The sequence below is a fragment of the Flavobacteriales bacterium genome (genome assembly GCA_025210295.1).
GTDB lineage: Bacteria > Bacteroidota > Bacteroidia > Flavobacteriales_D > Parvicellaceae > S010-51.
Genome location: JAOASC010000048.1, coordinates 159,414 through 182,090, shown reverse-complemented (window position 1 = coordinate 182,090; position 22,677 = coordinate 159,414). Strand labels below are relative to the sequence as shown.

General features: G+C 30.2%; 26 protein-coding genes. 16 read left to right on the top strand and 10 right to left on the bottom strand.

The genetic code is table 11. The annotated features are described in order from the left end of the window. Positions 1 to 153 precede the first annotated feature (153 nt). From N4A35_17040 to N4A35_16970, 15 genes are all read left to right on the top strand, one after another. Positions 154 to 1,185, top strand: coding sequence for a hypothetical protein (locus N4A35_17040; protein MCT4583120.1), 1,032 nt, complete (start codon positions 154 to 156; stop codon positions 1,183 to 1,185). 203 nt (positions 1,186 to 1,388) lie between these two features. Beyond that, a complete protein-coding gene (locus N4A35_17035) occupies positions 1,389 to 2,648 on the top strand; it encodes a hypothetical protein (protein MCT4583119.1) in 1,260 nt (419 codons plus the stop codon). A gap of 37 nt (positions 2,649 to 2,685) precedes the next feature. Beyond that, positions 2,686 to 3,663 (top strand): hypothetical protein, encoded by a 978-nt coding sequence (locus N4A35_17030; protein MCT4583118.1) that lies wholly within the window; start codon positions 2,686 to 2,688, stop codon positions 3,661 to 3,663. Between the two features lie 276 nt (positions 3,664 to 3,939). After that, positions 3,940 to 4,452 carry an HNH endonuclease gene (locus N4A35_17025; protein ID MCT4583117.1) on the top strand — a complete coding sequence of 171 codons (513 nt, stop codon included), beginning with the start codon at positions 3,940 to 3,942 and terminating at the stop codon, positions 4,450 to 4,452. Positions 4,453 to 4,939: 487 nt separating this feature from the next. Next, on the top strand, positions 4,940 to 5,884 hold the full coding sequence (locus N4A35_17020; GenBank protein ID MCT4583116.1) for a restriction endonuclease: 945 nt from the start codon (positions 4,940 to 4,942) through the stop codon (positions 5,882 to 5,884). 114 nt (positions 5,885 to 5,998) lie between these two features. Further along, on the top strand, positions 5,999 to 6,808 hold the full coding sequence (locus N4A35_17015) for a restriction endonuclease (GenBank protein MCT4583115.1): 810 nt from the start codon (positions 5,999 to 6,001) through the stop codon (positions 6,806 to 6,808). Positions 6,809 to 6,813: 5 nt separating this feature from the next. Beyond that, positions 6,814 to 7,104 (top strand): hypothetical protein, encoded by a 291-nt coding sequence (locus N4A35_17010; GenBank protein ID MCT4583114.1) that lies wholly within the window; start codon positions 6,814 to 6,816, stop codon positions 7,102 to 7,104. A 236-nt stretch (positions 7,105 to 7,340) separates the two neighbouring features. After that, positions 7,341 to 8,324 (top strand): CBASS oligonucleotide cyclase, encoded by a 984-nt coding sequence (locus tag N4A35_17005; protein ID MCT4583113.1) that lies wholly within the window; start codon positions 7,341 to 7,343, stop codon positions 8,322 to 8,324. A 3-nt stretch (positions 8,325 to 8,327) separates the two neighbouring features. Continuing rightward, positions 8,328 to 8,840, top strand: a complete 513-nt coding sequence (locus tag N4A35_17000) for a hypothetical protein (GenBank protein ID MCT4583112.1) — start codon at positions 8,328 to 8,330, stop codon at positions 8,838 to 8,840. Continuing rightward, positions 8,840 to 9,724 (top strand): ATP-binding protein, encoded by an 885-nt coding sequence (locus N4A35_16995; GenBank protein ID MCT4583111.1) that lies wholly within the window; start codon positions 8,840 to 8,842, stop codon positions 9,722 to 9,724. Before N4A35_17000 ends, N4A35_16995 begins: the two co-directional genes overlap by 1 nt. Then, positions 9,721 to 10,542 (top strand): hypothetical protein, encoded by an 822-nt coding sequence (locus tag N4A35_16990; protein MCT4583110.1) that lies wholly within the window; start codon positions 9,721 to 9,723, stop codon positions 10,540 to 10,542. The genes N4A35_16995 and N4A35_16990 overlap by 4 nt, the downstream gene beginning before the upstream one ends. Before the next feature lie 138 nt (positions 10,543 to 10,680). Beyond that, positions 10,681 to 11,235 (top strand): hypothetical protein, encoded by a 555-nt coding sequence (locus N4A35_16985; GenBank protein MCT4583109.1) that lies wholly within the window; start codon positions 10,681 to 10,683, stop codon positions 11,233 to 11,235. Positions 11,236 to 11,238: 3 nt separating this feature from the next. After that, on the top strand, positions 11,239 to 11,778 hold the full coding sequence (locus N4A35_16980; GenBank protein MCT4583108.1) for a hypothetical protein: 540 nt from the start codon (positions 11,239 to 11,241) through the stop codon (positions 11,776 to 11,778). Between the two features lie 367 nt (positions 11,779 to 12,145). Next, positions 12,146 to 12,448 carry a S24 family peptidase gene (locus N4A35_16975; protein MCT4583107.1) on the top strand — a complete coding sequence of 101 codons (303 nt, stop codon included), beginning with the start codon at positions 12,146 to 12,148 and terminating at the stop codon, positions 12,446 to 12,448. Between the two features lie 98 nt (positions 12,449 to 12,546). Next, complete coding sequence (locus tag N4A35_16970; GenBank protein ID MCT4583106.1) at positions 12,547 to 13,308, top strand: hypothetical protein; 762 nt, start codon at positions 12,547 to 12,549, stop codon at positions 13,306 to 13,308. A 188-nt stretch (positions 13,309 to 13,496) separates the two neighbouring features. On the opposite strand, the gene N4A35_16965 is transcribed toward N4A35_16970, so the two are convergent. Then, positions 13,497 to 13,685 carry a hypothetical protein gene (locus tag N4A35_16965; protein MCT4583105.1) on the bottom strand — a complete coding sequence of 63 codons (189 nt, stop codon included), beginning with the start codon at positions 13,683 to 13,685 and terminating at the stop codon, positions 13,497 to 13,499. Between the two features lie 361 nt (positions 13,686 to 14,046). Here N4A35_16965 and N4A35_16960 point away from each other — a divergent pair, with 361 nt between their 5' ends. Then, positions 14,047 to 15,201: a DNA adenine methylase gene (locus N4A35_16960; GenBank protein MCT4583104.1), complete on the top strand. Its 1,155-nt coding sequence runs from the start codon at positions 14,047 to 14,049 to the stop codon at positions 15,199 to 15,201. Here the strand turns inward: N4A35_16960 and N4A35_16955 are convergent. The 9 genes from N4A35_16955 to N4A35_16915 form a co-directional block, all read right to left on the bottom strand. Then, on the bottom strand, positions 15,198 to 15,788 hold the full coding sequence (locus N4A35_16955; GenBank protein MCT4583103.1) for a hypothetical protein: 591 nt from the start codon (positions 15,786 to 15,788) through the stop codon (positions 15,198 to 15,200). The genes N4A35_16960 and N4A35_16955 overlap by 4 nt on opposite strands. Next, on the bottom strand, positions 15,775 to 16,002 hold the full coding sequence (locus tag N4A35_16950) for a helix-turn-helix transcriptional regulator (protein ID MCT4583102.1): 228 nt from the start codon (positions 16,000 to 16,002) through the stop codon (positions 15,775 to 15,777). The genes N4A35_16955 and N4A35_16950 overlap by 14 nt, the downstream gene beginning before the upstream one ends. 271 nt (positions 16,003 to 16,273) lie before the next feature. After that, positions 16,274 to 16,966, bottom strand: coding sequence for a hypothetical protein (locus N4A35_16945; protein MCT4583101.1), 693 nt, complete (start codon positions 16,964 to 16,966; stop codon positions 16,274 to 16,276). Between the two features lie 416 nt (positions 16,967 to 17,382). Further along, on the bottom strand, positions 17,383 to 18,108 hold the full coding sequence (locus N4A35_16940; protein MCT4583100.1) for an SMI1/KNR4 family protein: 726 nt from the start codon (positions 18,106 to 18,108) through the stop codon (positions 17,383 to 17,385). 93 nt (positions 18,109 to 18,201) lie between these two features. Next, on the bottom strand, positions 18,202 to 19,176 hold the full coding sequence (locus N4A35_16935) for a hypothetical protein (GenBank protein MCT4583099.1): 975 nt from the start codon (positions 19,174 to 19,176) through the stop codon (positions 18,202 to 18,204). Between the two features lie 411 nt (positions 19,177 to 19,587). Continuing rightward, positions 19,588 to 20,535 (bottom strand): hypothetical protein, encoded by a 948-nt coding sequence (locus tag N4A35_16930; GenBank protein ID MCT4583098.1) that lies wholly within the window; start codon positions 20,533 to 20,535, stop codon positions 19,588 to 19,590. Positions 20,536 to 20,813: 278 nt separating this feature from the next. Continuing rightward, positions 20,814 to 21,386, bottom strand: coding sequence for a cytochrome c oxidase assembly factor 1 family protein (locus N4A35_16925; protein MCT4583097.1), 573 nt, complete (start codon positions 21,384 to 21,386; stop codon positions 20,814 to 20,816). Between the two features lie 81 nt (positions 21,387 to 21,467). Beyond that, positions 21,468 to 21,878, bottom strand: a complete 411-nt coding sequence (locus N4A35_16920) for a hypothetical protein (protein MCT4583096.1) — start codon at positions 21,876 to 21,878, stop codon at positions 21,468 to 21,470. A 300-nt stretch (positions 21,879 to 22,178) separates the two neighbouring features. After that, complete coding sequence (locus N4A35_16915; protein MCT4583095.1) at positions 22,179 to 22,646, bottom strand: GNAT family N-acetyltransferase; 468 nt, start codon at positions 22,644 to 22,646, stop codon at positions 22,179 to 22,181. Positions 22,647 to 22,677: the final 31 nt, after the last annotated feature.

The window sequence follows — 22,677 nt, the reverse complement described above, 5'->3', positions numbered from 1 at the left end:
GGATTAGGTCTATATACCTAGCTATCTATGTTAAAAACTTAGTATGTCGTAGGTATCAAAGTTCTATGTAATTTTGAATGGTTATTTGGTTAATGATTGTTTTGTGTTGTTAACTGATGTTATGTGTGTTTCTTATTTAAAAATAACATTGTTATGAAAAATTTTTTAAAATTATTAACAATACTAGTTTTATTTTCAAGCTGTGCTGAATCTATTACTTTGTTTGATGCGAAAATAAGCTCTAAGGTAATAAATGGTACTAATCAATTTGGGCTGAAAAATGTTCAAAATACTTCTCTTTTAATTAAAGATCCAATTATTCCAATTAAAGAGTACAGTTTTTTGGGTAGGTTAATTGGATACAATAAACTACGTAAACATGAAGATTTTATAGATTTGATTTTTCTTAAAGGGGATTATGGCGTGTTAGATGAAGTTTATATATCATACCTTGAAGAGGCAACTATACCAAATTATATACCAGATAATGTGTTGATTAGTGCTGATTTATGGGGGGACTTTTTATCTGATTTTAATATGGAAGATTCTTATGTAGGGAAGAAACAGGTTATGTTTATACCTAAATATATAGCAATTCGTAGTATGCTTCAAAAGTCAATTTATACTAAAACTAATCCCAATGATATAAAGCAACAGCATAAAATAGAGAAGCTGTTTAAGAGTGGAATCAAAAGCAATATTAAATCGGTGCTAAATACAAGTGGGGCAAAAATATCTGGGGAAGTAGAAGCAAAAATAGAAAATTTAATAAATAATGAAGTAAATATAGTAGGTACATATTATGATATTGAGTTTCAAAATCATTTTACAGGAAAACTAAGAATAATGCTAAGAGAGTTAAAAATGAATCCACCTAAACAGGATACAAAGAATCCTTTTTTAATAAATTACTTAGACTTTTATACAAAAAATAATGATTACATCACTAATGGATATTCTTTACTAAATTTTGAAATTACATATAACACGTCCAAAATTACAAAATCAGATATAAAACTAATAATTGATGGATTAGTAGGTGTCGATGAGTTAGAAAAAAATAGTTTAACAGCTAAAGTTTATTCAAGCTTTAATTATTCTAGAGATTTTAAAGGAGAGAATAAATCTAATAAAATGTATCTAGTTAAGTATGGATATAAAATGAGTCTTCAAAACCCGAGATAATATAAAAAAATAAAGAGAAGCTTTCAAGGCAAGGAAATGTTGGACATTGGCCATTAAAAACAAGTAGGGTGTAATTGAATTAAAAGTTTTTCTGTAAGCGGAGCTAAGAATAATGGATTAAGTAAAAAAGTAAAGTTAATGAATTGGTTAAAAAAAGAACAGCTGATTTCATAACAGGTTTTATGTTGTATAAATAGTATTTTATGAAAAAAAGAACAGAAGGAGCTTGGATAATTCATCACGCAAAAAAACTACAAGAAGTATCGAATATTCCTGATTTTGATGATGTTGATGAAGCTGGAAAGTGTGGGCTTCTGTTGTCATGCTTTTCAGCTACTAACGAAGAAAGCGTACTAGATAAGAATAAAGTTAATGCTGTATCAGACACATTGAATATAAGTAAGCGATTTGAATTACCCGTTCTATTAAATACATTAAAAGAGAATCAGTTAATAGATGTTTCAAAAAATGGAGAGGTTAGAGTATTAGGTTTAACTACTTCTAATGTTTTGACACACACTGCTGATATATTTAATGAAAAATCAAATAATTATCAAAAAGCATCTTTAGAATTAACAAATTATAGTTCTGATAAACCTATTAAAGAAACTGTTCTAAAAGAATACATTGCTGACACATATAAACTAGACTCAAAAACTAATGAAAAACTTTTTAATCAATCTGAAGAAATAGGTATAGTTGATTATGAGATTTTGGATGAAGAAAAAAACTATTTTAATGGTAACTTGTTTAAAAGAGAAGCGATAGTAAAGACTCAAAAGGTTTTAGATTCTTTAATTGGGAGTGAAGAGAAGCTTGTTAAAGAAGTTGATGATTTAATAACAAATGATGGGTGTGTTTTGATAGAAACTGCTGAGAAAATTCTTGGAGCTAAATTATTGGCTAGATTACAGTCTATTGCGATGTATGATTTTAATGAAGTAAGTAATAACAGCCATTCAAAAGTATTTTTGACTAAGCCCTCTTCTTTTGCCAAATATGGCAATCCATTTGAAGAAGATGCTTTAGATATGGCAAAAGCATTTATTACATCTTTAGTTTATGGTTTGAAAATAAGTTCTTTTGGTAGGGGAAGAATACAAGGTTCTTCGATGTTAGTAAACACATTAAGAAAATTAATAAGAGGTGAAAGAGTTGGTCCATGTACCGCTATAGGAGAAGATTATCAAGTGTTAGAACTAAACAGAGTAATTAAACTTGAGCATTACCATGGTACGATGTATTATATGAGGCTTCTAAAATATGATATTGCTAAATTAGCACTTTCAGTTATTGAAAATGGGGACTTAGCTGAGGATTCAACACTTGGTTCAGTTGTAGTAGGCAGTTCTAATGTTTCTTGTTATATTGGACCTGAAAAAAATAGACAAAAAATCAGAAAGAGAAGAGAAGCTTCATCTGGAAAAGAAATAGGAGAGTTAATTAGAACAATAAGAAATTAGAATGGCAAAACAGGTCGAACTTTTTAAAGGTCCATTAATGGAAGAAAAATTACGTTTATACTTTCTTAATAATGGGTACTATGTTGCTAGAGGAGTAAAATATAGCTTCAAAGGTAATGAGATAACAGATATAGATTTGTTTTTATATGGTAGGGTTTCTGGGTTAACAAGAGAAAGGGCTAATGTAGATATTAAAAACAAGAAAACACCTAAAGCATTTGAAAGGATTTTATGGGCAAAGGGATTGCAAAACCTACTTGGATTTGATAATTGTGTTGTGGCTACATCTGATAAGAAAGATGCTGTTAGAAAATACGGGATACAAAATAAAATAACAATACTGGATGGTAATTTTTTGCAAAAACTTAATTATAGCAATTTAGAAAGATTAACAGAGGAAGAGTTGTTAACCCTCTTTAGTAGCGTAAAAAGTTATAATGTATATAGAAATATAACTTGGAATAATATTTATGAAAAGTCTAAATCTAGGTTGTTAGATGAACTTGATTTCAGTGGGCTTAATTCAAATTTAATTACTTTAAAATATTTTGTTAATAAATGTTTTGACAAACAAAAAAAGGAAATAGCATTAAGAGCGGTTTATATCATTTTATCTCATAGTTTGTTAATTCTTGATTATATTTTAAAAAATATCGCCTTTTTAGATCCACATCAAAGGAAAGTAGCATTGAGTGAAGGGTTTAAATATGGTAATTTAGGTAGTGAGGGGGTTAATCAAACAATTATAATGGCAATTGAAATAGCAAAATCAAAAAAAACATTAAGTCAAATTAAAATGAGTTTAGAGTCTGATCTTGTTGATTTATTGCCTGAATATTTTTATAAGGTTGAAGCAATTAAAAATGTATTTAAATGGGCCTTAATTTTTGAATTAAGAGCATATGAGAAGAACCTAATTTTGCCAAATAATTTAGATTCAGAACTAAAGGCGCCTTTAGGGATAATATTAGATTATTGTGGTGTGAGCAGAAAAGATTTTTTTAATTTATTTTGATGAACTAAACTTCAAGAGTGTCAATTTAAAAATTAGATTAATAGTATTTGTATAACAATAAATGGATTTCAAGTATTCTTTTAAAATTTTCAAGCTGATTGTTTTTCATAAAAGTAAGATTAACCACCCAAGGAGGCTCCTAAGTTGTAATTCTGTAAACTTACGAAAAACAAAGAAAAAGTATTGAATAACCTCTTTTGAGGTTTGTTATCTTGGGGTTGTTTTATAACTTCCACATATAAACAAGTTGTGTGTAATTAGGAAAAACGTTGAATCATGAAGAAACCAAAACTGCATCCAGGAATAAAAAATCCCTTTTATTGGAATAACGGAGATAATCCAATACCTAAATCGCTAAGACAAGAAGTTTTATCAAGAGATAATAATACTTGTCAATTTTGCGGACATCAGGCGACCAAATGGATGAATTTACACCATGTTGACAGTACAATAACTAATACTGCGGACAATCTAATAACATGCTGTGTTGCCTGCCATGCAATATTTCACATAGGAAGAAATATGATAATTCATCCTACGCTAACAATTTGGGAGTGCGACCTCTCTCAAGTAGAAATTATCCAACGGACAAGAGATGGTTTAAGAAAAGGGAAGACGCTCGACCAAATTTTGTTGGAATTACCAATAACGGAAGGTGAATATGAACCTGATTCACGCATGTGGGTAGATAAATTAACAAGTATAAAAACTAATGACCCCATCATCTATTTGAACAATAAATACAAAGCAGTTTTTACAAACTTGAAAAGATGGCAGCTTGAAGAATAGGAAATTGTTTCCCTTAAAAAAGTAATGATATGAACTTAAAAGACTTGAACATAGAAAAAGTGGCTCTTGCAGTATTACTAATTTTTGTGATTACCCTATTTCTTGATTATGTTTTCAAAATAAGCTTAATAATAAGTCATTTTTACGACTTCAATATCGACTTGACCCAGCGGAAAAAACTAATAATGCTCGTGTCAATTTCTATCGTACCGATTTTACAATTCTTAAGTAAATGTACGTTTGACCGCAAGCAAAATAATGACCCCGATATAATGGTCAATTCCATAACGCCATTTCTTGCATTCATATCAGGATATTATATCTATAAAAGTTGTACTTTTTTTTCGAGTATTGAAGGATTAATCATAATTACTTTTATTCAGCTTATACTGTCTTTAACACTAATAACAACGGTACAATTAATCTTATCTAAGTTGATTAAATTGTTTAATAAATTGAACGAAAAAATAAACTCAATGATTAAAGTATGATATTAGATTTTAAGGAAATACCTAAGGCAAACACAGGAGACGGAGATCAAGATACCTTTGAATTGTTTTCAAGAGATTTTCTTGAAATATTAGGGTATGAAATTATACAACATCCTGACAGAGGTGCTGATGGAAAAAAAGATTTGATAATTCAAGAATTACGTCAAGGAATTTCAGGAGCAACTAAGATTAAATGGTTAGTGAGTTGTAAACATTATGCTCATTCTGGAAAATCTATATCTGACACAGATGAACCGAATATTTTAGATAGAATATCAGTACACGAATGTGATGGTTTCTTTGGTTTTTATTCTACTCTTCCTGCGGCCTCTTTAGGTAAAAATTTTGAAGGGTTAAAAAAGAAAACATCCATAGAATATTTTGATAGAGAAAGGATTGAAAAGATATTGCTTGAATCTCCAGAAGGCATTAGACTTGCGAGCAGATACTTCCCTATCAGTTTTGAAAAATATAAAGTTGAAAATCCAAAACCTGCAAAAATATTTTCGGATAACAGTTCTATTCATTGTGAATATTGTAATGAAGATTTATTAAAAACAAAAAATGGGATTTTCGTTACAATGAGAAAACCTACCGATTGGAAAGCGAAAGTTCATAAGCAAAATCCTTATGAAAAAGCATACTTCAGTTGCAAAGGAAAATGTGATGCAATCCTGAAAGACAAATATATGCAAGAAGAAATACTACTTGATGAATGGGCAGACATAACAGACTATCTATCTCCAACTACATATATCAAAAAACAAATGGCTTGGATGAATTCTTTCCAAAAAGACGGAGAAGAAGCAACTGATGAAGTATTTGAAAAATTAAAAAAACTTTTTCTAAATGCATTCCCATATATCTCAAGAGAACAAACAACAGAGGAAAAAGAAAATGTTAAATTTTATTTACAGAACGGATTTTCAGACTTGTTATAAAAAGTCAGCAGGTAACACTGCATATAGCAAATAGGGCATTCTGTGGTTTATGAAAGCTCAGTGCTATTTACAAACTACCGCCAAATCGTTGTGTGGCATTAAAGACAGTAAAACATGAATCCTAACATTGAATATGAAAAGTATATAAAATCGGTTTTTACTCAAATATTGAGAGACGAGGATATTCAAAATGTGTTTGTTAACCATGATGTTAAATTGAAAGGAAAAACTGGTACTCATCAGATTGATGTGTATTGGGAATATAAGCAGTTTGGAGAACTTATAAAGGTTGCTGTTGAGTGTAAGAGATATTCAAAGAATGTATCAATTGGTGTCGTTCGTGATTTTAATTCAGTTTTACAGGATTTAAATTGTTCAAAAGGAATAATTGTTACAACTACGGGATTTCAGAAAGGAGCGATTGAATTTGCTTCAAATAATAATATCAGTATAAAAGTAATTCGAAAACCTGTACCTGAAGAATTAAAGAATACTCCGAAGACATTAAGTATAGACATGACAATAATTCCTAGAAAGGTAACTAATCTGGCAATTAACCTTGATAGAGAATGGTGTCTGGAAAATATAACTGGAATGAATGAAGATCTTTCTGATGTTTTCCGCAAACTAAACACAGAAATTGTATTAGTTGATATAAACGGGCAAAAAATTGCTGATATGCTTGACTTGGAGAATAAATTGCCGGTTGATGAAGCTCCAAGTTTCAATAATACATTTAAATATGATTACAAAGACGCTTACATGATTTATGAGACCAATAAACTAGTAAAAGTATCTGAAGTGATTTTTACATATGATGTACTTAGTTACAAAAGCAATAGGAAATTTGATATTCACTCGCAAATAACAGCGATTATAAAAGATTGTATAAACAATAACTCGAAATATTTATTTAAAAAGTAAGACCTATGAATTTAAAATGTAATGGACAATTAGAGATTAAATGCAATAAATGTGGTGCAATTAATAGTATAGATTGTGAAGACCTTCCTTTTGATGTTGTAGAATCAGAAGAACGTAGTATGGGTGTTGAAAAATGTCACTCAGCTGATTTTGCTATTGAATGTTCAAAATGTGGAGCAGAAATATCAGGGAAATATGATGTATGGGAATGTCCTGCTGGAGCTATAAATACTGATAATGTCGAAGTTGATGGAGGAACTGTTGTTTCAAAATGTAATTGTGAAATGGAAGAATAACGCCACACAACACTGTATATACAAAATGGGCGGGATTGTAGTGTTTTCAACGCTTGTAGTCCGCATCAAAATTATCTCGGTTTGATAAGTTTGAATCCCGCAATCGCCCACTTTGCATATACTTGTCCGTTACCATTTATTTAAAAACCAAAACTGTCAAAAAGACTTAAAAAATATCGAATACAGACAAATTGTCAATTAAATTATATTGGTTAAGTATTTGATATTCAATTAATATGAAATTAAACAATAATCAATTACAATTCTTCATTAATAAAATCAAGTTGAAGTCTGAGAATATGCAAAAGTATAGAGACCAGATAAATAATTTGAAACAAAAACTTGAAGACAAAATCAAAAATGATGATAGGACTGGCTTAAAAGTTACAAAATATATTTTAGCAGGTTCTTGGAAAAAACACACAATATTAAAACCAACGGGAGAAAATCCTATTGACATAGATTTAGTATTGTATGTAGATGGTGATAATGAAATTCAAAATGATTTAAAAAAACTACACGATTTCATTGTTGACTATTTAGAAGAAATTTACCCACAAAAAGACATTAATAAAGATGTTGATGCAGAAGGAAATACAAAATCAATTACAATAAGATTTAGTGGTACAGGATTAGAAGTTGATATTGTACCAGTAATTCCTATCTCAAACCCAAAAGAATATGTTTGGCAACCTCAAAGAGGCGGAGGTGGAAAAAAATACATAACAAGTGTTTCAAAGCAACTTGAATTTTCTGTGGGATTAAGAAAAAACAACCCTTCATATACTTCTATAGTAAGAGCAATAAAATGGTGGAGAAACTTCAAAGAGCTAAAACCAACCGATAATGAACCTGGCCTGTCTTCATTTGCAATTGAGTTAATTGTTGCGTATTTGGATATAAACAAAGGAATAGAAACCAATATTGAAGAAGGAATTATTCGATTTTTCCAATTTGTTAGCGCCCCTAATTTCCCAATAATTAAATTCAAGGATGCAATAAATGATATTCCGAGCTACGATACTCCGATATTTATTGCAGATAATACAAATAATGAAAATGGTGTTGCAAAAAAAGTAACAAATTCTATTTGGAATGAAATAATTGATGAAGCGGAAGATGCTTTTGACACTTTAAATATTGCTCAATCAAAAAATAATGAAGGAGATACTATCGAAGAATGGAGAAGAGTTTTTGATAGAACATTTAATATAAAATAGCATATGTATAATACTGTTACAAACACAAATACCTATACGGTAATTGATATAAGAAAAGCATTTGAAGGTTGTCAAGCTGATATTAGAACAATTGCAAGGAGAACTAATAAATGGTCAATGGAATATGTTGATAAAGTATTCAACGACATAATACTTTTTGCTGAAAGCGAATATTTAAAATCTGTCGATATTGTTCTTTTAGATAACAATGAAACCCCTCTGAGAGCCTCAAAATTTCTTGTAAATAGTAATGGCTCTGCTATTTCAAGCGATAGAGCAGGAAAAAACAATGACTGGAGCGAAATACCCAACACTCACTTATCTGTTATTCTTTCATATACTAATAAATGGCATGATTTATCGGAAACTGAAAAAGAAAAATTCTATTCAAATAATTCATTCAAATTAAATTGGATTCCTACTTCAATCGACAATTCATTTCCTAATTTAAGTAACTCAAAAGCTCAACTTTATGCAAGTAAAGGGTATGAACTTCAAAAAACAACCTATAAATAATGGCTTCAATTTTCGATAACACAATAAAACTTCCAAATTCAGAAGTACTAAAAAGAACAAATGAATTAATAGGATTTCAAGCTAAATTTGATAGAATTTATTCTAATTTAAAATTACTTTTAGACCAAGACGGATTAATTGAATGGAGCAAAAAATTTCATGAAATTGAACTTCCAGTAATTAATCAATTAAAAGATAAGTATCCATTAATTATTTTAGCAGGAGATGCAGGTACTGGAAAAACAGTTTCAGCTGAATCAATTGCTGATAAAATGACAAGAGAACTTAAAAAGGAAGGTTTCTTTTTAAAACTGAGTACAAGAGTAAGAGGAGAAGGTCTTCACGGTCAAATGGGAAATTTAGTAAATGACGCTTTTGCAGAACTGAAAACACAAGCAGGAAAAAGACGAATAGCATTTTTACTAATAGACGAAGCTGATGCGATTGCATCAACACGTTCTACTGCCCAAATGCATCAAGAAGAAAAAGCAGCTGTAAATACATTAATACAAAAAATTGATGAGATTAGAGAGTTAAATGGTCGAGCAGTTGTCTTTATGTCAACAAATCGACTTCACTTTATTGATGAAGCCATCTTAAGAAGAGCTTCTATTATTTTAGAGTTTGAAAGACCAAATAAAGAAGAACGTAAAGAACTTTTTTCACAAAGTCTTAATGGTATAAAATTATCAGATAAAGAACTTGAAAAATTATCTGAATTAACAAGCCCAGAGGAAAACAACAATTTAGGACACTCTTTTTCTGATATTAGATTGAAAGTTTTACCAGAAGCTATTGCAAAAGCTTTTCCAGATAAACCATTAACATTCGAGTTACTTGTGGAAACAATATCATCAATAAAACCAAGCCCACAAATTATATGAAGCATTTAATAACTTTAGTTGTAGCTACAATTTTGATTTTAATCGGTTTGAATATTGAAGAAACAAAATTAATGTGGATTGGATTTTCACTAATTATAGGAACTTTAATACCATTTATTTATGAGTCAATTCAAAATAGAAAAAGGATTAAGTTAGCCTTACATTGTAAGTACTTAGCTTTAAAAAAACAAAACATTCGATTTTCAATGTCCTACTTGTATAGAATAAAAATAGAGGACAAATATTTATTAGTAAAAAATTCAAATTTCGGTCATTTTCAACTTGTAGGTGGCAAATATAAAAGACTTAAAGAATCTCAAAGCTTTTTAAAGAGTGAATTTAAAGCAATGGATGATTTGAAATTACCCAACAAAGGCTTAATGAAAGACGACTTTGCTATCTTTATTCCTGCATCAAAAGCTATTAATTTTTTAGATTGGTTCAACAAAAAAAAAGATAGAGAAATTTCTCATTGGAGAGAGTTTTATGAAGAATTAATAAAAACAAAAATATTAAGTCAAACTAATTTCCCTTACGTTAATTATAATTATGTGGGAACAGTTACAACTCCAATAAAAAGAACTTCAGGTTGGGATTGTTTTGAAATATTACAATATGACATACTGGATTTAATTCCAACTAAGGAACAAGAGATAGAATTAATTACGTTATTAGAAAATCAAGATTCTTCTGAATATAAATGGGCAGATGATGAACTAATTAAAAACTTAGGACACGACAATCATCAAAAAAAGAAACTCTATCAAATAGGTGAACATACTAAATGGGCATTAAATATGAAATGGAGTAAAGAATAAAAAAAGATAACAGTAAAATTGCAAATTTGGCTAAGTGTTAAACCCGGAAATTAGTGTATGTTTATCCCCTTACTACTCATACACAAACCGTTGGGCGTAATTCAAAAAAACAGATAAATATCTAATTAAAATACAAAAATGAATAAAACACAAACCGTTTTACCTGTATCTGAAATGAAGATTATAAAGAGAATTAACATTGTTTCTCAAAATTGGCATCCTGAAAATTTACCAATTGGATTTATAATATATGAAAGAAACTTTACGGAAGAATATAAAATTCTCCCAGAAGAGAAGGATAGTAATAATCTTTCAAATTTAATCTCTGGCTATCCTAAGCAAGAGAATTATCCTCACGATGAAATCGATGAATTAATCCTAAACACCGTAAAAACAGAATATCCAAAATCTTTTGTTCAAAATAAATTAGTATTTACTTCATCTGATATTGAATATTTTGACAATCTTATTAAAAGACCATTTGAGAAAGCACTATTTAGGATAAAACCTGATTTTTCAAATTTGGACTTATCATTATTATCTGGACAAGAATTTGAATGTATTAATCAGGAAATTAACGTTTATGTTGATCATTCATCAGAGCTAATTAAAAACATCTTCTTAGATGGCAATTGTGATTTTGATCATCACAAAGCTCTTTTCAGGGCTTTAAAAACAATAAAATTTTTGTAGACCATGATTATAGATTTTGAAATTGACCGAACGCTTACAATTAATCAATCATTCGATTTGGAAGATGAATTGGATGCACTCGAATCATCCACTGATGACAGAACATTAATTTTAGTTTCCGCAATAATCATTGAGAATCAAATTGAGGTTTTATTAAAAATACTATTTCCTGAATATAAAAATTTGACGGATAACAATTCAAAAGAGTTGACTTTCTCGCTGAAAACTAACTTGTTAAAATCTTTTCAGTTATGTGATAATGATTTGTTTGTGAAAATAAATGTAATTAGAAAGATACGAAATCGATTTGCACATGATTTAAGTTTTAGAGAATTAGAACTAATCGATAGCGGCACTAAGAGTAATATCAATCAAATGTTTCAAGAGTTGGAAACTGGATTTACAATTACTGATGTGCGTAGACAAGTTGAGTTTATAGTGAAAAATTTAGCTTGGGAAGTCTATCATTTAGCTCCTTATGCGAATAAATTAAGACAAATAGTTGAATGTGAAGAGACAAAAGTGAAATTAAGAAAAGCGTAGAACAATTTATATAGTGCATAAGGGGGGCGAGCATTTTCACCCACATCAGTTTTGGTGTATCTTGATAGGTTTATAATCCGCAATCTCTTACGCACCATATACTCAACGTTACAGGATATTCTTACTTGTAATCAATAAAACTGACTCAAAATCTTTCTTAAAAAAATTCGATACTTCCCCGCTTTGCACCACTTGTGTAAAACGCTCAATCCCTTATGGATTGGGCGTTTTTTGTTTGTATGCCCTTGTTTTGTTGGGGTTCTGGAAAATCAAACGGTTTATTTCGGGCTATAACGGTTTAATAAATAAACCGTTTAAAACCGTTTAATTTTAATTTTGTTGGTACATTTGTTTTACACTTTTTAGTATAAATTTATTTAAAGATTGTGATGCTGTTGTGCCAGCTTTTGGTGATAGTATGGTCCCTGTTGTACAAAGTGGGGATAAAATAGGTATAAAAAAGACTACGATAGACAAAATCCTATATGGTGAGATTTATGCGATTCTTACTGAGGATTGGAGAACAATTAAATATATAAGAAAAGCAAAGGATGATGATAAACTTCGTTTAATTCCTGAAAACAAAATAGACTTTGATGAGCAAGATATACTGAAAAGAGATGTGCTTGAAGTCTTTTTAGTGAAAGTTATTGCTAGAGAGAAGTGCTAGGATGAAGTCTTTATCAAACTTTAATATACTGTTGTCACGTTTGTTTTAATAACCTGTTAAATCCTCAATAGAACAGTCCGTATAATAAAGCAATGAAAATGAAAGCAAATAACGACCAAAATTGGGTAAAAAGTTCTGCAATAGCAGGAATAGCAGCAATGGTTTTATCCTTTATATTACTTTTCATGCCTTTTAATTGGGGTGTTATCGTTTTATTAGTTGGAATTCTTGTTTTTGTTATAGTTCTAGTAAGAAATCCAAAATATTATTATCGAAGAATGGCTTCTTATCTTATTGGAAGTTTAGTTGTATTAGGATCAATGCCGATAATTGAGGTTCAAGCATATTTTTCTGATGTCTCTTTTGCAAAATTTGCTGCTCAAGAAATTCAAACTGTACATTACATTGGTATTAGTTTTATAATTGTTGTTTTAATCACAGCCGATTTGATTTCCAACAACAAAATAACTAGTCGAAATAAGAACCTAAAAACAGAAAGAGATCAGGTCTTCGAAAAATTTGCTGAATTAGAAGTGTTCATGCGTCAAGTAGTTTTTAAGGAAATAAAATCAGGGCATTTTGACCCTAACAATTGGAGCAGAGTATTTGAATTAGAAAATTATTTACGAAAAAAATCAAGTAATCTATCTCAATCTTTCTACTCTAAATCAAACGATATTTTATTAACATTTCAAAAGGACGTAAATTCTATAGGGGATTATATGAGAGGGGTTAAAGAAAATATAGATAATGGTAAAATAGTAGACTTAACTGAATATGGAGAAAGTTTAACTGAACTTACAAACATTATGTATCAAAACTATCGGTCGGGTATAGATATTTTAAAAAACACTGAATAAATTAACGTATATAGAAAATATGTTATTTATTTAGCTTTGTTTTAAACTTATCTAAATTCTGTTTATGTTTTACAATGTTCTCTCTAATAATTTTGAAGCAAACTGCAACATTTGATTTTACTACTATTTTGCTTATTTTGTATATATGAGGTCTTTTTAGTGAAAGTTATTGGTAAGGTATTTTGGTATTAAACAATTGTTTGTGTCTTTATATCAAATTTTAATTTACTTTTATCACGTTTATATTTATTAACTGTTAACTCATTAATAGAGCCGTCTGTATTAAACTTTTTTAATGGAACTAAGTAAATTTTATCAGGGTTAGAAGGTGGGCCTCCAACTCCTAAAATTACAGAAACTTTTTGTTTTTCTTGCATTGCAAACTTCGTGTAGTTTTCCAGTTGTTTTGCACTAACGGTTAATGGTCTTGTATATGAAAAGTAGCGGATTTATAAGTACTAACTTTTCGGATTATTAGATGCTTTAAAAGTACGAAAACCACTTTGAAATAAGCACTTAAATCGCTTTTTTTATATACGTTGTTACCCACTGGCTTGTTCGTCCTATTTAACAGTCAGCGTTGGCTTGAAAGCTCTTTGCAACATCAGGAACACGAATTGCAATGTGTTTGAAAATAGATTTGAGGTTTTATTCAGTCGTTTGTTTAATTCATTTATTAATATTAGATTTGCATACTATAATTATCATTAAATGGAGGTTCTACATATCATAAAATATATGGGGTCAAAACGAAATATTTTAGATTTCGTAGTGGAGGCTATTGACGATGTTTTAGAGAATGAAAATCAAAGACTTTATGATGTGTTTGGAGGTTCAGCAGTAGTTAGTGGGGCATACAGAAATAAATTAAATGTAACATGTAATGACATCCAAACTTACACAAGTATACTTGCAGGAACTTACCTTAAAAATTATGATTGGAATAATTATTCTGTTAATTTATTAGATGAAATTATAACTGAGGCAGAAGCAAAAGTGTTAAGGTTCAAAAAGGCTAATAAAGATTTTAAATTTGATTATTCTAATTCACTGACATTTCAGGAAATTAAAAAGTTGGAAGAAAAGCAACAAAGTCTTCTAAACTTTGGGTTTAATGGTTTAGATCATTTATTTGCTAAAAATTTTAGTGGAACTTACTGGTCCTATGAACAATGTGTTTGGATTGATGCTCTTTCAGGAGTTGCTAGGAGTGAAAAATATAGAAATACATTTATCTATAATGCAATTATGTCTTCACTTATGTTTGCGATGTCTTACTGTACCCAAAGTACAGGACATTATGCTCAATATAGAGATGTAAACGAGTCTAATATGAAAGACATTCTATTCTATCGAAGAAAGGAAGTCCTTCCTTTGTTTAAACAAAAATTTAATTCTCTAAGAGAAACCTTTCATGAAAATAACCCAAATAGATTTGAGTTTGAAGCCACACAACTTGATTTCTCTGAATTATTAGATAATATTGAGGAAGGTTCAATTGTATATTCAGATCCTCCGTATCAATTTGTTCATTATAGTAGATTTTATCATGCATTAGAGACATTAGCTCGTTATGATTATCCCGAGGTCAAGTATAAGGGAAGATATAGAACCGATAGACATCAATCGCCATTTTGCATAAAAACTAAAGTTAAAAACGCTTTTGAGACAATGTTTGAAAAGGTATTTAATGCAAATAGTACTCTAATTTTAAGTTACAGTGATACTGGAATGATTAGTTTGGAAAAACTTTTGAGTATTGCAGAAACTATATTTTTAAATTATAATATAGAAATTAGAGAGATAGACTATAAGCACAGTACAATGGGGAGGCAAGGAGATAAAAGCCGAAATGTAAAAGAAGCTTTAATTATTTGCTCCCCAAATAATTAACTATTTGGGTCATATTTATTAGGATGTATTCCAAAAACAAGTAAAGGACATCCTCCGCCTGAACCACCATCTATTCTAGGAAGCAGTTTTCCTAAATGTGTTGTAGAAGAACCATAAGAATTACCTTTTCCTAGTTGTTTAAAAATTTGTTGAAGAGAAGAACATCTTGTAATTATTATAGCCATACTTATAGCACCCCTATCATGAAGTAATCTAAAGTTATTTAAGTCTCTATCATAAAAAGGGTCTTTATTATTCCATTCTACATCAAGTGCAATCCTATTCTTATAACAATCAATTTTGTGAGTAGGGGTATGATATTCAGTCCCATCAATTGTCAAAGTTGTATTGAAATTATGTTCCTTCCAATTTCGATCGTAAAGAAATTCGTCAAGCCTTGCTGCAATGGGACTTTTTCTACCCCCTGGCGCAAGAATTTCAGAACGTTTTAGTGTAAAGTTATTAAGAACGTCTATCAGGTCTTGATATTCATTTGGGAAGTCATTTTTTAGAATAGCAACTGCATGTTTGTATTCATGAACTTCATAATCGTTTAAAATGTTATGAGGGAGGTCAGTTAGTGCCATAATCAAATAAGTCTTTAACTTGAACCCCAAGAGCATCTGATATCTTTAAGATATTTACCAAAGTTATATTTTTCTCTGCTCTTTCAATCATACCAATATATGTTCTATGTAAATCAGCTTTATGAGCTAATTCTTCTTGAGAAAGACCATTTTCCTTTCGGATTTCTCGAACTCTTTCTCCAAATTTAATTAGTATGTTTTGTTTTGAATTCATTGCTAACTAAAGTATGCAAAGCTAATTTTAGTATTCAGCCTAAACAACAGACTATAGTTAGCATTATCTGTCAGAGGTGGGAAAAAAGTAATGTGTACGATATTATTTTTTGCTTTTGTGAGGTTGGTTTTCCAACTTGTGGGTAACGTTTCGTATAGGAATAGTAACCGATTGAGGGCTTCAAACCTGTCAAATGACACGAAGGTTGAAGTGGCCTCCCCTTTAAGTTACTGCTATCTCGGCTATTATTTTTATACATTGTTACCGTTAGTTATTGCTCTCTAAGCATTACTTTGTAAGTCCCTGTAGGATAATCTATTTCTTGTAAATAAATCTTATATTCTCTCCCCTTATCCTTAAATCCCCATGAAATACCAGGTTTTAAATTATAAAAGTCCTTTTGTGAGCTGTTGGGAAGATTATAATGACCGTCAACATCATTTAAAAAACTTATGTCCGTTACACATAACGAAGCTCCCGTAAGTTCATCTATAAATGCTTCGCCTTTTTCAAGTCGGTTAGAGTTAATGTGATATTTTTCATGGACGGTTTCTACTTTACTTGAATCTTCAATCAGTTGGTCAGCTTCATTTTCTTTCAATTTTGAAATTTTCTTTCTCATTGATGAATTTTCTTTCTCAAGATAAGCAAGTGTTTTGGGTGAGTTTGAAATCCATTCGTAGTATTTATAATTCTGTTCTCTCAGCGTCATATTTTCTTTTTCTAAAAAATCGACTCTTGCTAGTAGCTGACCTTCAATAACTTTATTACTATCAAGTTTGAAGTTCAATAATTCAATTTCTGTTTTATGCAGATTTTCTTTTCTATCGTCTAATAAAAAACCAAAAATTCCCCAAGTCACTACACCAATTGTAATAGTGTATAGAATAATACTTTTAGCGGGGTGCTTGTCAAACCACTTGAATCTAATTACTGTTTCGGATTGAGTCTTTTGTGATTCCATTTAAATTTTTCTTTTTGTATGATGGGTGAGGTTGTTTAATTAGGTTGTAACTATTATATCAACGGAAGTTACTAAAAAAACTATAGAGAACCGCCTGTGAGAAGAAGTTATTTATTGTTATTTATAAACAATAGTAATAGTGGTTTATATACCTTTTTAGATGGTTATAAGTAGTTTGATAAAAATTAAACACTTCAAGAAAAAGTTCTTTTGTTAGTTCAAACGTTGGTACAAATAGTTAGTGTGTCAATGAAATATGGTTTAGAGGAGCCCTTCAGGGCCCACTTGTGTTAAACGCTGTTAGTCTTTTGATTAACAGCGTTTTTTGTTTTGGGAAAGAGGAGAGGGGACTAACGGTTAACCTCAGAAGTAGGCGAGAACAAGCAATTACTTATAGCCACTGTTAGCAGTTGTTTTTATTTTCCAAAAAGTCTTGATAAAAAGCTTTTTTTCTTATTCTTAATTACCCATACCAATTCAGTCGGATGTCTTTCCGTAAACTGATTCGCTCCAAACTTTCCCCAAGCAAAACCATCTTTGTTTTTTCCAGTTCTCAAGTCAGCAATAGTCCATTCGTCTCCGTCAAATTTATTCAGAAAGTCTTTGAATTCAGGATTTTGATTTTCAAATTCGGTTTTAGGCGAACATAGGTCATTTTTATTCCAAATTGTCATTACGGTTTTCTCGTGAATTTCATTCAGATGACATTTGTCAGGGCTTTCGTAAAATTCTAATAAATGTTTTAAGTATTCATTCAGGTTTTGAGAATGAACAACAAATACAGCTGGGTCGTGGCAAGCAAAAAACACTTTGTTAGGTTTTCCGTTTTCATTTAAATCCAAAATCCAATGATTTCCATACCCATCGTGTCCAAGAGTAATGGAGTTTGCAGATAATTCCCAAAATCCGAATTGTCCAATAGAGTCAAAACAAACCATTTCAGGTCCATAACCGTCCCAACCTTCGGTCTCTTTCAGTATTTCAATTATTTCACTGTCAATATTGTTACTTGGGAATTGCTCTTTAAGCTGTTCAATTTCGGAATCAGTCAATCCATCTTGAAATTCAAGTTGATATTTTTCTCCATCTTCGTCTGTAAAAGTGGATTCTTTTAATTTCGTAATAATTTCAAGATTTGTCATATCGTTTTTTTTAAATAACCCATCAAATCGAAGATTTGGCGGAGCTGATTAAATGCTCCAAACTTCCGTAAACGACTGAACCACTTATGTTTTTTAAACATTGTTACCTGCTGCTTTTTCTATTGGAATATTCTTTTCTTGACAATATTTTTCAATTTCTGTATCATTTGTCATGTATTTATCACAAAAGTCAACCAATTCTCGTTCAGTCGATTTTACATATCTTTCCGATGCAGTTAATAGTTTTTCGACCTGTTCTATAAACCTGTCAAAATCCTTGTTGATTTTGCAGAGTTTATCAATTGTTTTAAAGTCAAGTTCTTTGTATTTCGATGGAAATAGAATCTTACTTTCAAATGGATTTGCTTTTAATTCAATTATTCCAATTCCAAATGACTGACTTAATCTTTCCATTTCTTCATTTAGGCTGTCACTAATTTCAAAAGCAACTAAATATCCATAATTTGCCCAACTTGAATTTGAAACTGCCTGAAAGAATGTTTTTTTCAATTCGTAATCAGTATTGATTTCTTTCTTTATTTCGTATGAATTGATTTTGAAAGTGTCTGCATTGTTTATGACTTTTAATAAAGTCTGCGTTGATTTTGACTGAAGATTTAAAAAATCTATCCCAACCATATCTGGATGAATCCATTTTTGGTGATTATCGTTTCCTGTAGATTTTTCGTGGAATATTGTTTTCGAATATAAGTCCTGGTGTTTTAGATAACTACTTAGAAGAAGATGTAAATCTCTCTCTTGGTAAGTCTTATCTTTTCTCTTTGTTTTGGTTTCAGTCGAGGGAATTACAACTTTTTCAACATCTAAATCTTTTTCAAATTTTGTCAGATAGTATGAAAAAGTTCCTCCTTTTCCTTTTAAACGCTTTACACGAGAATCACCAAGTCTAATAAAGTCACCAAGCAATGCAGAAATAGTTGCAGGTGGCGTTTTTGCATCTTTAAAGTCATAATAGTTATTCTTGATTATATGGTCATGAACTTCCATATAAGTCGCTATTTTTTTTAAATCTTCTAAACTCTGTAAAATTGCTTCTTTTATTGTCATGATGTCTCTATTTTAAAGTTACAGCTAACTATTATATAAACGGAAGTTACTAAAAAACTATAGATAACCACTTATGAAAATAAGTTATTCAATGTTTTTTACTATTGTTTATACATAAACGTAATAGTGGTTTTATGTTTGTTTTTTAGTTGGTACAGTTTGTAGTTTGATTAATGAAGGGAGATAAGAACCTTACAGAATCCACTTGTGTAAAGAGCTGTTAGTCTTTTGGTTAGCAGCGTTTTTTTTCGGAAAGAGGAGAGGAGACTAACGTTTAACGGCTATGTATATGAAACGTTTGGCATTTCGGAGAGCCGACCTGTCAAACCGTTACAGTTTTTATTAAATGTATAGACCTTAAAATTAGCACTTTCCGACAAATGTTTTATGTACTTTGTTAGTGGCTTTTCTTCATTCCTCTTCAACATTTACCACTGTTATTTTGCTATATCTTTTCAAGTCAAGATACTTATTAATATTGTGATTAATTTTCTTTGAGTACTTGAATATCATTTTCAATGCAATGTCTTTATCAGCATCGGTATAGTCACTAGAAGTATTATAGCTATATGAAGTAGAGTGAAGTAAAGCACTTGATAAATCATAAATCACCTTATACTCATTACTAAGATTTGCTTCTTCTGCTTTCTTTTTCCAAGAACGTCCATCCTTCAATTCTTTAAACACTCGACTATACTGATTTTTAAAATCAAATAACGTAGAAATTCGTTCTAGTTTTACAATACTTTTTGCTGTCTTTTGATTAGATTCTTCTATATCCTTTAATGCTTGCTCGTAATCTGGTAAAATCTTGTTCTTTAATAGATGTGCTGTAACTCCATAACCATTAGTCTTATAATCGGATGTAAACATTGTAAATTCTAAATCGGCTTTATCATCTAACTGTTTTTGCGCTTCATCATGTTCTTTCATTACTAGAGAAGAATCTTCTCCCTTAGCTATTCTATCTGTTACTATATCCATTAGTTTCTTATCTTCATTTTCATAAGATTCCATAATTTTTATTTCCTCATGGATTCGATTAATAAACTTCTGATACTTATCAATCTGATGGGTACATATTGAATAATATAGTTTAAAAGTATAGCTTGGTTCTTTCAATAACAATTCAGTTTGTATAAGTGTTTCTAAAACATATCTCACTGAAGCATAAGCCTCAATTAATGTGATATTGTCACTCAATGCTGATTCTTGGATTCGAATTAATTTATCAATTATGCTATTTGACAAATTTTGTTTTTCAACTTCTTGAAAACTCTTAAATAAGTCTGTCAATCCATTAATTCTTTCTTGAAGTTCTTTTTCCTTGATAATTAATGTTTCTATTTCTTTATGCATGATGGGTGTCTTTTTTGAATTGCCACTAACTATTATATAAACAGAAGTTACTAAAAAAAAACTATAGATAACCACCTGTGAAAAGAAGTTATTCAATGTTTTTTACTATTCATTTATAAATAAACGTAATAGTGGTTTTATGTGCTTTTTTAGATGGTGATGTGTAGTTGGATAAAATTTAAACTTTTTTTATTAAAAATAGGGCAAGAGGAAAATCGTGTATAGCGCTGTTAGTCTATTGATTAGCGGCTTTCTTTTGTTTGGGGAAGAAAAGTGGGCTAATGTTGCTTATATTTTATTTCTGTCACTTTTCCTCTTTCAAGTATCGCTTTCGCATTAATTGTTTCTTTATCTCCGATTATTGAAAAAGAGATGTCAGCATCTCCACTTGAAGAAATCGTCCCGCCAATAAGAAATCCATAGTATCTAATTTGTCCAATTCGTTCTATCAGTCGGCTGTCACTTTCAACATAATTTTTGGTTGTTGCAAACGCATTGGAATTTTTAAAAGCTGTTGTACCTAAAAAGGCAATTCCAATCCAAAATACTATGCAAAAAGTCCAAAAATGAAGTAGATAGGAGAACAAAAATTCAAACATTGCGAAATGATATTTCGGTAGTCCTTTGTGCTTTTTTAATATTCGGTTGAATGCTCTAATTGGATTAGGAAATTGACTCTTGGTATGTTTGTAGTTTATTATCCAACCAACTATACCCATTGTTAAAATTGGTGGGCCAACGTAAACTCCAATCAATGCGAAAGGGTAGATTGTCATAGCTGCCATAAAAAATCCCGAAACCCACAAAAGAACACCTGTTAGTATTAATATCTTATGTCGTTTGATAATCATTTTTTATATGTCAACTATTATACAAATGAAAGTTACGTATGCTGGATTTTTCTCATATTGTGGGCTACTATTGTATACAATTTATGGCTTATCTGGATTCATCTCAGCTATTAAATTTTGAATTAGAGCAGTCATAATGTAACTCCTTTCAAATTCTTCTGTCATTTGTATCCAATAATGAATTGTAAATTCATGGATTAAATAGTCTCTGATTAATATTGGTTTCGCTTTTTGCCAAAATGTTAAAAAATCAGATTCCGTTGGCTGGTCTGCAAGTGAATCTAATATCATTTCCATAAGAGTAAATTTTTTATCATCATTTTTTAATTGTAAATAATAATCAAGATACTCTTCTATATCATTAGGGTTTCCTGGTGTATATGATTTACCCACCATTGATTCCCAGTATGGATTTTTTTCTTTGAGGTTAAGCTCAATTTCTAATTCATTTAATGCTTCTTTTGTTGCGCATCTAAACGGTGGTTCATCCATTTTTTTATTTTTTTATGATAACTAGCTGAAAGTTACGACAAAACCAGTTTATGTTGTTATAATTTTAGCATTTTTGATTATAAAATCATTCCTAATCCTTTCTCTACTGGAATTAAGGAGCCTCTATGTAATTTCTTGCATCTTCATTTCATCTTTAAAAATAAAGGATAAATCCATTTGTAATAAAATTCTATTCTTTATGTTTTTATTTAGGTTTATGGTTGCCAACTGGCATTATAAACAAAAAGTATTAGAAGTTCCTCTTTAAAGTAAGTTATTGAGTATTGTAAATTTAGTATATTATTTCTCCATTTCGTATCGGTCTAAGGATTCGGAATAGAATTTAGGCTTGATGTTGGTTGTTTTAAAACCATATTTTTCAAAAAAGGGAGCAATGTTTTGTGTGGTTGCCAAAACTATTTTCTTGTCAGGGAAATGTTGTGAAATAGAATCGATTCTATATTTAAGCAGCTTTTTACCATAACCCAATTTTTGAAATCTACGATTAACCATTCCCCATGAGAGGTATATTTCATTAGTGTTTTTAACTAATAAATATCCTGCACAACCTATAATTTCGTCGTTGTCTTCTAACACGTAATAATATTCTTTTTCAGAAACTGCGTAGGCCAATAATCCTTTTTCTTGCGCTATCAACCATTCTTCAAAAAGAGGAATTTCCTCCATAGCGAAAAATTGAGGGGTATTACTTTTTAGTATTTCCATACATGCGGCATAATCTTCTTTTTGATATGTTCTGATGGTCATGTTAGTTGTGATTGAATGGTGTCTATAACGT